Source organism: Methylomarinovum tepidoasis (assembly GCF_030294985.1).
GTDB lineage: Bacteria > Pseudomonadota > Gammaproteobacteria > Methylococcales > Methylothermaceae > Methylohalobius > Methylohalobius tepidoasis.
This window is the reverse complement of the sequence record NZ_AP024718.1, coordinates 1137038-1152148: the sequence shown is the minus strand read 5'-3', so window position 1 is coordinate 1152148 and position 15111 is coordinate 1137038. Positions and strand designations below refer to the sequence as shown.

Here is a 15111-nt window from a genome sequence, read left to right as displayed (position 1 = left end):
ACGCCCTCAATCCCAACGAAACAGCCAGAACATCCACCCCAGCAGGGTCTTGGGGCCGTGGCGCAGCGGCGGCGGCTCGCTCTGGCCGTAATTGAGCGCGTAGGTCTCTTCCGCCTGGGCCGCCAGATCTTCCAGCTCCAGCTGGTGATAGGCCGCGGCCATCAGCCGCAGGGCATAGGGCGCCACCCGGGTGCGGGGGTAGTTGCGCACCACGTGGGCGGCGCGGTTGGCGGCCGCCAGATAGGCGCCGCGGCGAAAATAATAGTCGGCCACATGGTACTCGTGCATAGCGATCATGGTCAGAATGCCCGTGAGGCGCTGCCGGGCCTTGCCGGCATAGTCACTGTCGGGGAAACGCTCGACCACGGTGACAAAATCCTGATAGGCCTCCGCGAGCGGGGACACGTCGCGCTTGGTCAGATCGATGGGGAAGTAGCGTTCGACGAAGCCCAACCCCTGGCTCATATGGATCAACCCGCGCAAATACCAGGCGTAATCGAGACGTGCGTGGGTGGGATAGCGTTTGAAGAAACGCTCCAGCACCGCCAGACCGGCCTCGGCGTCGCCCTGCTTGTAGTAGGCCCAGGCCAGATCGAGCAGCACCTGGGGGCCGTAGCGCCCGAAGGGGAAACGGGTCTCCAGAGCCTGATACAGCTCGATGGCGCGGGTGTAGGCTCCCCGGTCCAGCTTCTCCTTGGCCTTTTTGTAAAGGTCCTCCTCCGGCATCACCTCCACCGGCTTGGGCCCGGATTTGAACCAGTTGTCCACCGTACTGCAACCGCCCAGAAGTAGGGACAGCGACAGAAGCACGGCTATCGTACGCATGCTCACTCCTTTGCCGCAAAAGCGGCAAGTATAGGGGAAAACCGCCGGGTTGCGCGCCCTGCGCTCAGCAAAAGATTCCGTTTTTTCGAATCCTGCGGCGAATAAATCGAACGATCATGAATGTCGGTTTGGGATAGAATCCCACCGAATCGCCTTCCTTCGAACGCCTTATGTTACAGAAAGTCCTCATCGCCAACCGCGGTGAAATCGCCGTCCGCATCATCCGCGCCTGCGCCGAAATGGGCATCCTGTCGGTGGCCGTCCATACGGACGCCGACCGCCACGCCCTGCACGTCAAGAAGGCGGACGAGGCCCACAGCGTCGGCAGCGATCCTCTGGCCGGCTATCTCAACCCCCACCGGCTGGTCAACCTGGCCCTGGAAACTGGCTGCGACGCCATTCATCCCGGCTACGGCTTCCTGTCGGAGAATGCCGAATTCGCCGAAATCTGCAGCCGCCGCGGCATCCGCTTCATCGGCCCGCCGGCGGCGGTGATCCGGCGCATGGGCGACAAGACGGAAGCCCGCCGCACCATGCAGCGGGCCGGGATTCCCGTGGTTCCCGGCAGCGAAGGCAACCTCGCCGGTCTTGACGAGGCCCTGCGCCTGGCCGAGACGATCGGCTATCCAGTGATGCTCAAGGCCACCTCCGGCGGGGGCGGCCGGGGCATCCGCCGCTGCGACGATGCCCAGGCGCTACGCCAGAATTACCAACGGGTGGTGTCCGAGGCCACCAAGGCCTTCGGACGGGCCGAGGTGTTTCTGGAAAAATGCATCGTCGATCCCCGCCACATCGAAGTGCAGATCCTGGCCGACCGCCACGGCAACGTGATCCACCTGTTCGAACGCGACTGTTCCATCCAGCGCCGCAACCAGAAGCTCATCGAGATCGCTCCATCCCCCCAGCTCGACGACGATCAGCGCCGCACCGTCTGCGAGCTGGCCGTCGAAGCGGCGCGCGCGGTGGGTTACGAAAACGCGGGGACGGTAGAATTCCTCTTCGACCGGGACGGCCGCTGCTATTTCATGGAGATGAACACCCGGGTGCAGGTGGAGCACACCATCACCGAGACCATCACCGGGGTCGACATCGTCGAGGAGCAGATCCGCATCGCCTCCGGCCTGCCCCTGCGCTACCGCCAAGAGGAGATCCAGCGCCGCGGCTATGCCATGCAGTTCCGCATCAATGCGGAAGACCCGCGCAACGATTTCCTGCCCAGCTTCGGCCGCATCACCCGCTATTACGCCCCCGGCGGCCCCGGGGTCCGCACCGACACCGCCATCTACACCGGCTACGACGTCCCGCCCTACTACGACTCCTTGATCGCCAAGCTCATCGTCTGGGCCATGAGCTGGGATGACGCCATCGCCCGCGGCCGCCGCGCCCTGGACGACATGGAAATCAGCGGCATCAAGACCACCCGCACCTATTACCAGCAGATTCTGCGCAGCGAAGCGTTCCAGCAGGGCCGCTTCGACACCGGTTTCGTCGAACGCCACCCGGAACTGCTGCGTTATTCGGAAAAACGCGACAAGGCCCACGTGGCTACCGCCATCGCTGCGGCCATCGCCGCCCATGCCGGACTATGAAGGAGCAACGCCCATGAACCGCGTTCAGATCACCGAACTGGCCCTGCGCGACGCGCACCAATGCCTGCTCGCCACCCGAATCCGCACAGAAGACATGCTGCCCATCTGTCCCCAGCTGGACCGGGTCGGTTTCTGGTCCCTGGAGTGCTGGGGCGGGGCGACCTTCGACGCCTGCCTGCGCTACCTCAAGGAGGATCCCTGGGAGCGATTGCGGCAGTTGCGCCAAGCTCTGCCCAACACCCGCTTGCAGATGCTGCTAAGGGGCCAGAATCTGCTCGGCTACCGCCATTACGCCGACGACGTGGTGGAAGCCTTCGTTGAGCGGGCGGCAGCGAACGGCATGGATGTCTTCCGTCTGTTCGACGCCCTCAACGACCTGCGCAATCTGAAAACCGCCGTCGCCGCGGTCAAGCGAGCCGGCAAACACGCCCAGGGGGCGCTGTGCTACACCGTCAGTCCGGTGCACAGCGTGGAAGGCTTCGTGACCCAGGCCCGAGAACTGGCGCGCATGGGCTGTGACAGCATCGCCATCAAGGACATGGCGGGATTGCTGACCCCGGCGGTCACGGCCCACCTGGTCAAAGACATCAAGGCCGCGGTGAACCTGCCCTTGCACCTCCACTCCCACGCCACCTCCGGCCTGGCGGAGATGTGCCATCTCAAAGCCATCGAAAGCGGCATCGACCACATCGACACCGCCATTTCCTCCCTGGCCGGCGGCCCCAGTCATCCGCCCACCGAAAGCCTGGCCGTCGCCCTGCGCGACCTGGACAGGGACCCCGGCTACGACCTCGAGCTGCTGGAGGAAATCGCCGCCTACTTCTGGACCGTACGCCGGAAATACCGCCGTTTCGAGCCGGAATACGTCGGCCCCGACCCCCGGGTTCACATCCATCAGGTGCCCGGCGGCATGATCTCCAACCTCTACAACCAGCTGAAGGAGCAGGGATCGCTCGACCGCCTCAAGGATGTGCTCGCGGAAATCCCGCGGGTGCGCAAGGATCTGGGCTATCCGCCCCTGGTCACTCCCACCTCCCAGATCGTCGGCGCCCAGGCGGTCATCAACGTCCTGGCGGGCGAACGCTACCAGACCATCACCAACGAAGTCCGACGCTATCTGCAGGGCGGCTACGGCAAACCGCCGGGGCCGGTGAACGAGGAGCTGCGCCGCCGGGCCGTGGGCAACGAGGAAATCATCGAATGCCGACCGGCGGATCTGATCCCCCCGGAACTGGAAACCCTGCGGCGGGAGATCGGCGAACTGGCCCGCAGCGAGGAAGACGTGCTGACCTACGCCCTGTTCCCGGACGTGGGACGCCAGTTCCTGACCCAACGCGCCGAAGGCGCCCTGGAGCCGGAACCCATCGAACCGCCCGCTGAAACCGCCGCCCGGACCGCCCCGACCGAATTCAACGTCCACCTCCACGGCGAGACCTACCATGTGCGCGTCACCGGCACCGGTCCCCGCCAGCAGGCGGAACGTCACTTCTATCTGGTGGTGGACGGGGTGCCGGAAGAAGCGGTGATCGAAACCCTTGACGAGGTGGTCCTCGGAGGCGGCACCGAGGGCGCGGTGCCGCGACGCCTGAGCAGCAAGCGCCCCAAAGCCGCCGGCGAGGGCGACGTGACCCTGTCGATGCCGGGAAACATCGTCGAGGTCCTGGTCAAGGAAGGTGACGCCGTGCAAGCCGGCGATCCGGTCTTGATCGTCGAAACCATGAAAATGGAAACCGAGGTGCAGGCCCCTATCGGCGGCACGGTCGCCGCCGTGTACGTGCAGAAAGGCGATGCGGTGACGCCCAAGGAAACCCTGCTCCACATCGAACCCTGATCCGGTCATTCGGTCGGCGCACCGGTTTCCAGAACCGCCTGGGAAATGACCTGGATCGCCGGGTGGCGCGAACGCCGCGCCAGGGAAATGGCGTAAAAGCACTCCTCCACGTCACGGGTACGCCCGACCACCGCCACCTGGTACTGGCGGCAGATCTCCGCCTCGATGAGGGTCGGCGCACAGAAGATCCCCACGCCCGCCTGACCGAACACCTTCATCAGCGCGCTGTCGTCGAATTCGGCCACCACCTGGGGATGGATTCCCAGCGTCTCGAACCAGCCCAACAGGCGTCCGCGGATCACCGCATCGGTGGTCGCCATCAGCATCGGCGCACCATCCAGGGACTGGGGAAAACCGCGGCGATGGCGGCTGGCCAGGTCACTGCAGGCGAGAAAGCTGACACCACAACTCCCCAGCCGGCGGCTTTCGGCGCGTACCGGTGATTCCGAGCTCAGTGGCCGGTCGCTGAGCACCAGATCGAGGCGACGGGCGGCCAAGGCCGCCGCCAGCTGCGCCATCCCCCCTTCATGGCAGTGGATGCGGAATGGATCCTCCAGTGTCAGGAGCGGACGCAGCAGGCGGTAGGCCATCAGTTTGGGCAGGAAATCGGTGACGCCGACGTGAAAATGCCGGGGCTCGACCGTCACCTGACGCCGCACCACCTCGGCCATCTCCTCCCCGAGCGAGAAAATCCGGTCCGCATAACGAAACACCGTGCGCCCCGTGTCGGTCACGGTCAATCCCCGGCCCTCGCGCTGCAGTAGCTTGACGCCGAGGCGTTCCTCCAGCGCCTGGATTTGGCTGCAGATGGTCTGCGGGGTGACGTGAAGGCGCTCGGCGGCCCGGGTCAGGCTGGACTCCTGGGCGGTGACCCAGAAATAATGCAAGTGCTTGTAATTCAGTTGCACTTTAAATTTCCCCGAAAATACAGGTAGGTAAATTCGAATTTTAACCGAGAAACATTATTGTTAGCCTTGAATATGGGACGATTCCATAGAGGAGGAAGAAATGAAACCCGCTCCCTGGACCTCTGACAACGAAGACGACTTCAGCATCTGGCGCAATCTGAAACACGACATTCCCGCCGGCATCGTCGTCTTCCTGGTGGCGGTGCCGCTTTGCCTGGGGATCGCCATGGCCTCCGGCGCGCCCCTGTCCTCCGGCATCATCGCCGGCATCGCCGGCGGCCTGGTGGTGCCGCTCATCAGCCGCTCGGCCCTGGGCGTGTCGGGACCGGCGGCGGGTCTTACCGTGATCGTGTACGAGGCGATCCAGAACCTGGGCTTCCAGCCTTTCCTGCTGGCGGTGATCCTGGCAGGCGCGCTGCAGATCGGATTGGGATTGCTGCGGGCAGGAATCATCGGTTATTACTTTCCCTCGGCGGTGATCTCGGGGATGCTGGCGGGGATCGGCCTCATCATCATCCTCAAGCAGATCCCCCATGCCGTCGGTTACGATGCCGACTGGGAAGGGGACATCGCCTATCACGAGCCCGGCGGTGAAACCACCCTGCACGCTCTGGTGGACATGTTCGGCGCCTTCCACCTGGGCGCCACCGTCATCGCCCTGGTTTCCTTAAGCGTTTTGATTCTGTGGGAGCAGGGATTCATGAAACGCAGGCGTCTCTTCCAGCTCATTCAAGGGCCCCTGGTGGCGGTGATCATCGGCGCCCTGCTCAACCTCGCCTTCCGCCACTGGGCACCGGATCTGGCCCTGGATCCCAGACATCTGGTGCAGCTACCGCTGGCCAACGGTCTGGAGGGCCTGAAGGAATTTTTCACCTTTCCGGATTTCGGTGCCTACGATCAAAAGGCCATCTACACCACCGCCGCCGTCATCGCCGTGGTGGCCAGCATCGAAACCCTGCTGTGCGTCGAAGCCACCGACAAGCTCGATCCCTTCAAACGCGTCACCCCCACCAACCGGGAGCTGATCGCCCAGGGCGTCGGCAACATGGCCTCCGGCCTGGTGGGCGGCCTGCCCATCACCCAGGTGATCGTGCGCAGTTCCACCAACATCATCGCCGGCGCCAGGACCCGGGCCTCCGCCTTCGTCCACGGCCTCTGTCTGGCGGTGGCGGCGCTGCTGCTGCCCCACTGGCTCAACCAGATCCCCCTGGCGACACTGGCGGCGATCCTGCTGGTGGTGGGTTACAAGCTGGCCAAGCCGGAATTGTTTCTGCAGTTCTACCGCCGGGGATGGTACCAGTTCGCGCCCTTCGTGGTCACCGTGGTCGGGCTGGTGTTCACCGATCTGCTCACCGGCGTCGGCATCGGCATGGTCACGGCGCTGTTCTTCATCCTGCTGGAACACTACAAGTGCGGCGTCTATCTGCACGAGACCCACGAAGACGACCGCATCGTCCTGAAACTGTCGGAGCAGGTCACCTTCCTCAACAAGGCCAACCTGCTGCGCACCCTGGACCGGATCCCGCCCTATTCCGAGGTGATCATCGACGCCTCGGCCACCCGCTACATCGATCACGACGCCCTGGAGATCATCGAAAACTTCAGCGCCGAAGCGGCCGCCAAACACATCAAGCTGACCCTCATCGGCCTGTCTGTCGCAGGCGACGAAACGCAATCTTAGGAGGAACGCCATGAAACTGCTGAAGCATCTGTTTGACAACAATCGCCGCTGGGTCCAGGAAGTCGAGCAGGCCAATCCCGGCTTCTTCGAACGCCTGGCCAAGGGGCAGGCCCCGGAATATCTGTGGATCGGCTGCTCCGACAGCCGGATTCCCGCCAACGAAGTGGTGGGGCTGCTGCCGGGGGAATTGTTCGTCCACCGCAACGTCGCCAACCTGGTGGTGCATTCCGACATCAACCTGCTGTCGGTGCTGCAGTACGCCGTGGACGCCCTCAAAATCAAGCACGTGATCGTCTGCGGCCACTACGGCTGCGGCGGCGTGCTGGCGGCGATGCAGGGCGAACCACTGGGCTTGATCGACAACTGGCTGCGCTACATCAAGGACATCTATCAGCACAACGCCGACCTGCTCGACGCCCTGCCGGAAGCGGAGCGGGCCGACCGCCTGTGCGAATTCAACGTCATCCAGCAGGCCGCCAACGTCTGCTACACCAGCATCGTCCAGGATGCCTGGCGCCGCGGCCAGCAGCTATCCATCCACGGCTGGATCTACAACCTCAAGGACGGCCTGCTGCGGGATCTGAACGTCTGCATCAGCAGCCCGGAACAGCTGCCGCACATCTACCAGCTGGGCGCCAGGATCGACTGAGGGGAGGGGATGGGCTATGCTTGGAGGGAAGATGTGAAAGAGAGGGTGGGCAGGCATGCAACCCTCGTCCTTAATTCGCATTAAACATCAGTTATATATGTCTGTCTCAGAAGTCTCCACCCGGCCTCCGGGCGTTCTACCCCGCTATGTCGATCTGGCCCACCAGTGCCGGAAACAGGTCACAGAGAACTTTGTGGCGTTGTTCCGCGAGTTCCAGCAGCAGCTGCCCGACTTTCTGCTCCAACAAGCGGAACAGGCGGAAAGCGACGTCTTCCAGACCCACTGCATGGATGTACACCAGGAAATAGGCAACAACCGGGAGGCGATGACGGAAAGGTTCTACACGGAACTGATGCAGGGCTTCGAGCGCTTCATTCTGGGGCAAACCGATACCCCCTTCCGGGATCAACCAGGCGGCCGGCGGCGGCTTTCCCTGGTGGAAAAGGAAACCTTTGAAGTCGAGCTGGCCTTCGACACCATCGCCAACAGCGCCTGGGTCAACTACAGCGATAGCCTGACACCGCTCAACCACCGCTTGGCGGTCATCAACGGCGGCATCAAACCGGGTGAGCGCAGCGCCAACCTTCCCGGCAGCCCCCACCACGTCTGTAATGCCTTCCGTCAGGCCCTGAGTGCGGTCCAGATTTCCATCGAAACAGCAGTCAAGGTCAGCATCATCGAAGCTTTCGATCAACAGGTACTGCACCGGGCCGGCAGCATCTATCAGGACTATAACCGCCTTTTGATCGATGCCGGCATTCTGCCGAATCTGGAAGACGCTCCCGTTTACATCCCGGAACAGGCACCGGAACCCCCGCCTTCCGAACCGCCCAAGCCGGAAACCGATGATATAGAAGCGGAGGGGGATTCTTCGACGGCGAATGAACCGCCGCCGCAAACCCAGCGCCCCGAATCGGACGCTACCGCCTCCCCCCCGCCTCCACATGCCCCGCGGGAAGAAATCCTCGAACAGGAATTATTCCAGACGATCTCTCAACTGCTGGAACGCCGGCGTCAGCAACAGCGCCGCCCCGATCCTTCCCGGCAGGCCGCTTCTGCGATGGCCACAGAAGAACTGGTCGCCACCCTCGCCCAAGGCGAACATGCGACGACGGTTCCAGAAAACATCGCCGAGACGTCGCTGACCCGGCTCCGTCAGGAATTTTCCACCCAGCTGCAGCAACTGGCCGAATTGATCAAAACCCAGCATGTCGACCATACCGACGCCGATGTCATCGAGATGGTCGGCATGCTGTTCGAGCTGGTGTTGAACGACCCCAATCTTCCCGATTCGGTCAAGGCGCTTCTCAGCCATCTGCATACCCCTTATTTGAAAGTCGCCCTGCTGGATCACAAATTCTTCTTCAAGCGCCGCCACCCCGCCCGCCGGCTGCTGAATCTTCTGACTCAGGCCGGTGCGCTCTGCAACGCCACGGCACGTAACGACAAGGTGGTCTTCGAGACCATGCGGCAGACGGTCAACCGGGTTTTGATGGAGTTCGACGACAATATAGAACTGTTCGACACGCTCTACGAAGAGTTCGAGCGTTTCCTGCACAAATTCCAGCAAAAAGCCCGGCAATTGGAAAAACGGGCGATAGAAAAGGCCAAGGGACAGGAAAAGCTCCGGGAAGCCCGGCAACGGGTCGCCAAGGAGCTGGTGGAAATCGTCCAGGGAAAATCCTTGCCCAAGGGGGCAGAAAAACTACTCTTCGGCCCGTGGTCGAACCTGCTCGTCCTGTTGTTCCTGCGTCAGGGCGCCGAAAGCGAGCAATGGCACCATTATCTCGGCGTCGCCAGGGAAATCGTCTGGAGCGTCCAGCCGAAGCAAAGCATCCAGGAGCGCAACGAACTGCAACGAAAACTGCCCCAGATCCAAAAGGACATCCAGGAAGGCTTGGCCTTGCTGGGTGATCCGGAAAGCAATGCGGAAAAATTCCTCAGCACCCTACAGGGTTGTCACGAAGTGGCCCTGGCCGGTCACGAAATGGAGCGCTTGCCTGAAGTGAGCGCCCTACCGGACCCGGAGGAATATCCGCTGTTGCAGGAATTGGATCCCGGCAAGCTGAGCAGCACTCGGAAACCACCTTCCCCGGAACTCGAACAGACCATCACCCGCCTGCGGCGCATCAAGCTGGGAACGTGGTTCGAATTCAACCACGCGGGCAAACCTCCCTTGCGCGCAAAACTGTCGTGGTTCAGCCTGAAGACTGGCTACTACATCTTCGTCGATCAGGCCGGCATCCAGGTGGCGGTCAAACCGCTGAAAAAACTGGCCAGGGAAATGCTGGCAGGGCAGGCGCGAATCCTGGAGCTGGAGAAAAAGCCGTTCGTGGAAAGGGCACTGCAGCGGATCTACCGCATATTGGACAGCTAGTGGCTCAAAGCCTCGATCAACCGCCCCAGCAGCGCCTTGTCCTGCGGTTGCAGATCGATAATCTGAAAGCCGACCCAGAATCTCTCACCTTCGTCACAGGATTCCTGCCACAAACTCTCCACGCCCAGATCCAGGCGGTTTCTTTCCTGGGTGAGAAGCGATTCCGGCAAGGTGATTCTTATTTGAAAGATCCGGTTACAGGCGATCGCCGTGGGCGAGAACAGCATCAACCCACCGTGGGAAATGTTGGCAAGATTGCCCAGATAACATTCCCGGGCCAGGTCGTGGACCTGCAACGGAACGGAAACGGCGATGCGCGGCTCCTTGCGACGATCCTGCATGGCAGCGTCCCTCCAGTCAAAGACGCTCTAAAGTATAGACAAATCTACGGGATCCCCGACGAGCGGGCCGATATGCGTGCGTATTCCCGCTTTATCGTCTGCGACTGCACCGAGAATCCCACCGACGCCTCGCTGGTGACGGCGATCTACGCCATGGCGCGGGGGCTGGTGCCGGAGTCGCCGAGGCCCGGATCGGATTCCTCAAGGAAAAAACGATCCCCTGTCAGGCGGAATAAGGCGAGCGATTCTCGCTCAGCCGCACCCAGCCGACGACGATGCGATAGGTCATCCACAAAAGATCGGCGATGAGGATCATGTAGCCCACCATCCACACCAGCGCCGCCACCCCCAGCAGACCCCAAAGCAGGCTGTACCAGAAGGTAGCGATCTGCCAGCGGAAATGGTCGGCCACCCAGGTGCCTTCGGCCTCACTGCGTTTCAGGTAGGCGACGATCACCGCCGCGATATAACTGATGCCGACGAGAAAGCCCAGGGCCTGCAGGGCATAGACGATGGCGGCCCATTTGCGGGCCTCGGCGGTCTTGGGATCGAGGGTGTCCAAAGGTCGGTTCATGACGGTTCTCCTCCTCTTTTTCGTAGTTGGCGGCGCCAGGCGGAAAGGCGCTCGGGGGTGCCGATGTCGGACCAGGCGCCCTGATACGCTTCCCCGCTCGCCCGCCCTGCCGCTGCCGCGCGGCGCAGCAGCGGGGCGAGGGGGAAACGACCGGGGCGGCAGCCTGCAAACAAAGCCTGACGGTAAACCCCGATCCCGCTGAAGGTATAACGGCGCGTCCCTGCCGGCAAGACCCGCCCGGCCTCGAGGGCGAAATCCCCCGCCGGGTGGTGGGGGGGATTGGGCACCAGCACCAGGTGGGCCAGATCGTCCCCGGAGGGAAGGGCACTCAGGCAGGCGAAGGGATAGTCGGTACCCACATCGCCATTGACCACCAGAAACGGATCCGACAGTTGCGGCAGCGCCTGGAAAATGCCGCCACCGGTTTCCAGCACGACTTCAGGCTCGGGGGAATAGGCGATGTCCACCCCGAAGGTGCCCCCGTCCCCCAGCGCCTCGCGGATCTGGACGCCGCGATATCCCAGGTTGACCACCAGCTCCCGGAAACCGGCCTGGGCCAGCGCTTCGATGAGGTGGACGATCAACGGTTTTCCCGCCACCTCGACCAGCGGCTTGGGGAGGCGGTCGGTCAACGGCCGTAGTCTTTCTCCTCGGCCGGCAGCGAGAATCATCGCCTTCACAGCCGGGCCTCCACCTGCGGCAGCACGGTGGCGGAGACGAAATCGCCCAGGGGGGCCAGAGCCGCATCGCCCTGGCAGGCGGCCGCCACATAGCGCAACGTGCGGGGAATGTCCTTGAGATAACCGGGCTTGCCGTCGCGCAGCCAAAGGCGGGCGAAGATGCCGGCCGCCTTGAGGTGACGTTGGATTCCCATGCGGTCGAACCAGCTCTGCCAGGTGGGGGCATCCACCACCAGCCCGGCACGCCCCAGGCGGCGGCGGTAATCCTCGGCCCACAGGGCGACCCGCTCGGGCGGCCAAGCGACGTAGCAGTCCCGCAGCAGCGACACCGCATCGTAGGTCACCGGACCGACGACCGCGTCCTGAAAGTCCAGCACCCCAAGGCCGCCTTCGTCCAGCACCATCAGATTGCGGCTGTGATAGTCCCGATGCACGACGACCCGGGGCTGCTGCAGGGCGCTTTCGACCAACGCCTCGCAGGTCCGCTCCCACAGCGCCGTATCCAGGGGGAGATCGAGCCAGCGCTTGAGCAGCCAGTCGGGAAAGATTTCCAGTTCCCGCCGCAGCAGATCCCGGTCGTAAGCGGGCAGAGCGGCCGTCTTTGGATCGAGGCGGGTCTGCAGCCGCAGCAGGGTGGCGAGGGCGGCGCCGTACAGTCCGTCTGCCGATTCGGCGTCGAGGGCCTGCAGGCAGGTGCGGTCGCCGAAGTCCTCCAGCAGCAGGAAGCCGCGCTCGAAATCCTGCGCCAGGATCTGCGGCACCAGCACCCCGGCCCGGCCCAGCAGCCCGGCGACCGCAGCGAAACGCTGCGGCGACTCGGGCGGCGGCGCGTCCATGACGATCCAGCGCTGTCCGTCGCCATGGAGGCGGAAATAGCGCCGCCGGCTGGCGTCCCCCGCCACCGGCGTCCAGTGCGTGAACGCCACCGGCGCCCAGGTCAGCAGCGCCTCGAGACGCGCATCGGCCGTCTGCGTCGGTGACCGTGCTAGAATACGAGCCATTTTCAATGCCTGCATCACGTGCTTGTCCCACTCGCTTCCGCCACACCATAACAAGATGCCACGTCAACGCAAGGGAAAGCCCGTCTTCTCATTCACATCGCTGGCATTGGGACTGTTGGCATCGGCTGTCGCAGCGGAGGAAAGCGCGGCGGAGTGGAACTGCCGCAGCGTCAACGGCGAATGGGTCTGCAACGGCCAGACCCAGGCATCCTCACCGCCCGATCCGGCGAAACCGCCGGTGCCGGCGGATACGACGGCCGGCGCCGGCGCGCCTCCCGCATCCCCCCGCAAATTACCGCCCCTGCAGGTCGGCAAGGTAGGAGGAGTGCCGCCTGCACCGAAGATCGAGCCACAACAGATTCCCGAAGGTTGGACCTGCGAGGCTGACGACCGCGGCGGCTGGCGCTGCAAGCTGGTCGGCGTCGAACCGGGCGGCAAGCCTCATCTGGCGAAAATCCAGCAGGAGCCCTCCCTGCCCTGGCTGCACCCGACTTTCTCCGCCTACGACGACCATGTCTTCAAAACCCTGGTGCGCCTGCTGCCGGAAGATCCCTGGCAACGCTACTGCGCCACCGGCAGGGCGGCCCTGGGCGACCGTCCGCCGATCCGCCCCGAGGGGCAACCACTGGACCTGGAAGCCGACTACAGCCGCTCCCTGACGGAAGACCTGGTCTATTTCTCCGGCAACGTCAAGGTAAGGCGCGGCGGCCAGCATTTGTGGACCGACGCGCTGCTCTACGACGGCGAGACCGGCATCGTCAATGCCTGGGGCAACGTGATCTACGAGGAAAACGGTTACATCTTCGCCAGCGACAACGCCTGGCTGGATCTGGAACGGGGCCGGGCCCGCATGAATCATACCCACTTCATCCTCGGCCCGGTCCCCGCCCGCGGCACCACCGCCCGCAGCCGCTTCGAGAGCGAAACCCTGTCGCGCCACCACCAGGTGGCCTACACCACCTGCCCCATCGGCAACGACGACTGGGTCGTACACGCCCGCGACCTGAAGATCAATCGCGAAACCGGCAAAGCGAGCGGCCACCACGTCTGGCTCGAATTCATGCGGGTGCCGTTCCTGTACTCGCCCTATTTTTCCTATACCATCGACGACCGCCGCATCAGCGGCTTTTTGACGCCGCGCATCGGCATTTCCAACGCCCGCGGTTTCGACGCCGCTCTGCCCTACTACTTCAATCTCGCTCCCAACTACGACCTGACCCTGATCCCCCGGGTCATGTCCAAGCGCGGTTTTCTGGGCGGGCTGGAATTCCGTTACCTGCTGCGCCACAGCCGGGGGCGCCTGGCCGGCGAGATTCTGCCTTACGATTCGGTGCGCAAGAAAATCCGCGGCGAAGTCGCTTTTTACAATCAAACCCGGTTCACTCCCCACTGGACCGCCCTGGCTGATCTGCGCTATGTCTCCGACAAGCACTACATCAACGAACTGGGCGACAATCTCTCCATCGCCTCCAGCCGCCAGCTCCACAGCCAGATCAAGACCGAATACCGCCAGGGGGACTGGTATTTCATGACCCGGGCCGACAACTGGCAGACCGTCGATCCCAACCTCTCCTCCCGTGACAAACCCTACCGGCGATTGCCGCAAATGGTCTTCAATTACGACCATGCGTTTGCCCCTTGGCTGCGTTCCGGCTGGCAGAGCGAATTCGTCTTCTTCCAGCACGACGACCGCAGCAACGGCCACCGCCTCCATCTCCGCCCCCGGGTACAGCTGCCGTGGCGTCATGCCGCCGCCTTCGCGATCCCCTCCCTGGCCTTCGACTACACCCGCTACTGGCTGCCCGGAAAGGGCCGGTCCCTTTCCCGCGCCCTGCCGGTCGCTTCCCTGAATACCGGTCTGTTCCTGGAGAAGAACTGGGGCCGGAATCTGATACAAACCCTGGAACCGCGGCTGTTCTATCTCTACATTCCCTTCGACGACCAGGACGACATCCCTGTCTTCGACACCAGCCGCTACGATTTCAACTTCAGCCAGCTGTTCCGGGAGAACCGCTTCAGCGGCGCCGACCGCCTGGGCGATGCCAACCAGATTTCCTACGCCCTCACCTCCCGTTTCCTCACCGCCGACGAAGGCGCGGAACGTTTGCGCCTCAGCGCCGGTCAGATCTATTACTTCCGCGACCGCAGGGTGACCCTGCCGGGAGAGGCGGTGGAAACCCGCAACACTTCCAACATCATCGGTGAACTGGATCTGTTTCCCAACCGCCTGTTCTCGCTACGATCCGGCATCCAGTGGGACCCTTACGACAACCAGATGGACCGTGGTGAGGCCATGCTCCAGTACAAGGACAGCGACGACTACATCGCCAACCTGAGCTACCGCTTTCGCCGCGACCGGCTCAAGATCGTCGACGGCTCGTTCCGCTGGCTGCTGTTCCAGGGGCTGCACGCGGTCGGACGCTGGCAGTACTCCCTGCGCGACGCCATTACCCTGGAAAGCTTCCTGGGCGTGGAGGCCGAATCGTGCTGCTGGCGGGTGCGGGTGATCGGCCGCCGCTTCGTGCGTGATGTCAATCGTACGACCGAAACCGCGGTCTTCGCCCAACTGGAGCTGAAAGGGCTCATCAGCCTGGGCAAGCACGTCGACCGTTTCCTGCAACGCAACATCCGGGGCTACGGCTTCGAAGACTGAAA

At 63.3% G+C, this 15111-nt stretch carries 12 protein-coding genes; 6 read left to right on the top strand and 6 right to left on the bottom strand.

Annotation, left to right across the window (positions count from 1 at the left end):
* Positions 1-6: 6 nt before the first annotated feature.
* Positions 7-825: an outer membrane protein assembly factor BamD gene (locus MIN45_RS05770; protein WP_286293988.1), complete on the bottom strand. Its 819-nt coding sequence runs from the start codon at positions 823-825 to the stop codon at positions 7-9.
* A 170-nt stretch (positions 826-995) separates the two neighbouring features.
* Here MIN45_RS05770 and MIN45_RS05765 point away from each other — a divergent pair, with 170 nt between their 5' ends.
* Positions 996-2414 carry an acetyl-CoA carboxylase biotin carboxylase subunit gene (locus tag MIN45_RS05765; protein WP_286293987.1) on the top strand — a complete coding sequence of 473 codons (1419 nt, stop codon included), beginning with the start codon at positions 996-998 and terminating at the stop codon, positions 2412-2414.
* A gap of 13 nt (positions 2415-2427) precedes the next feature.
* Entirely contained in the window at positions 2428-4245 is a 1818-nt protein-coding gene (gene oadA / locus MIN45_RS05760) for a sodium-extruding oxaloacetate decarboxylase subunit alpha (RefSeq protein WP_286293986.1), read from the top strand.
* Between the two features lie 5 nt (positions 4246-4250).
* Here oadA and nhaR read toward each other — a convergent pair whose 3' ends face one another.
* Entirely contained in the window at positions 4251-5153 is a 903-nt protein-coding gene (gene nhaR / locus MIN45_RS05755; RefSeq protein ID WP_286293985.1) for a transcriptional activator NhaR, read from the bottom strand.
* Between the two features lie 100 nt (positions 5154-5253).
* Here nhaR and MIN45_RS05750 point away from each other — a divergent pair, with 100 nt between their 5' ends.
* The 3 genes from MIN45_RS05750 to MIN45_RS05740 all read left to right on the top strand — a co-directional run bounded on the left by MIN45_RS05750 (position 5254) and on the right by MIN45_RS05740 (position 9860).
* Positions 5254-6834, top strand: a complete 1581-nt coding sequence (locus MIN45_RS05750) for a SulP family inorganic anion transporter (RefSeq protein ID WP_286293983.1) — start codon at positions 5254-5256, stop codon at positions 6832-6834.
* Between the two features lie 10 nt (positions 6835-6844).
* Positions 6845-7483, top strand: a complete 639-nt coding sequence (gene can, locus MIN45_RS05745; RefSeq protein ID WP_286293981.1) for a carbonate dehydratase — start codon at positions 6845-6847, stop codon at positions 7481-7483.
* Between the two features lie 97 nt (positions 7484-7580).
* Positions 7581-9860, top strand: a complete 2280-nt coding sequence (locus tag MIN45_RS05740; RefSeq protein ID WP_286293980.1) for a DUF1631 domain-containing protein — start codon at positions 7581-7583, stop codon at positions 9858-9860.
* Here MIN45_RS05740 and MIN45_RS05735 read toward each other — a convergent pair.
* The 4 genes from MIN45_RS05735 to MIN45_RS05720 form a co-directional block, all read right to left on the bottom strand.
* Positions 9857-10201 (bottom strand): PilZ domain-containing protein, encoded by a 345-nt coding sequence (locus tag MIN45_RS05735; RefSeq protein ID WP_286293979.1) that lies wholly within the window; start codon positions 10199-10201, stop codon positions 9857-9859. The genes MIN45_RS05740 and MIN45_RS05735 overlap by 4 nt on opposite strands.
* A gap of 223 nt (positions 10202-10424) precedes the next feature.
* Positions 10425-10775, bottom strand: a complete 351-nt coding sequence (locus MIN45_RS05730; protein ID WP_286293977.1) for a DUF4870 family protein — start codon at positions 10773-10775, stop codon at positions 10425-10427.
* The gene (gene murU, locus MIN45_RS05725; RefSeq protein ID WP_286293976.1) at positions 10772-11455 is read right to left on the bottom strand and encodes an N-acetylmuramate alpha-1-phosphate uridylyltransferase MurU; all 684 of its coding nucleotides are present in this window, start codon (positions 11453-11455) and stop codon (positions 10772-10774) included. The genes MIN45_RS05730 and murU overlap by 4 nt, the downstream gene beginning before the upstream one ends.
* Positions 11452-12471, bottom strand: a complete 1020-nt coding sequence (locus tag MIN45_RS05720; protein ID WP_286293975.1) for an aminoglycoside phosphotransferase family protein — start codon at positions 12469-12471, stop codon at positions 11452-11454. Before MIN45_RS05720 ends, murU begins: the two co-directional genes overlap by 4 nt.
* Positions 12472-12571: 100 nt before the next feature.
* On the opposite strand from MIN45_RS05720, the gene MIN45_RS05715 reads away from it, so the two are divergent.
* On the top strand, positions 12572-15109 hold the full coding sequence (locus tag MIN45_RS05715; protein WP_286293974.1) for an LPS-assembly protein LptD: 2538 nt from the start codon (positions 12572-12574) through the stop codon (positions 15107-15109).
* Positions 15110-15111 lie beyond the last annotated feature (2 nt).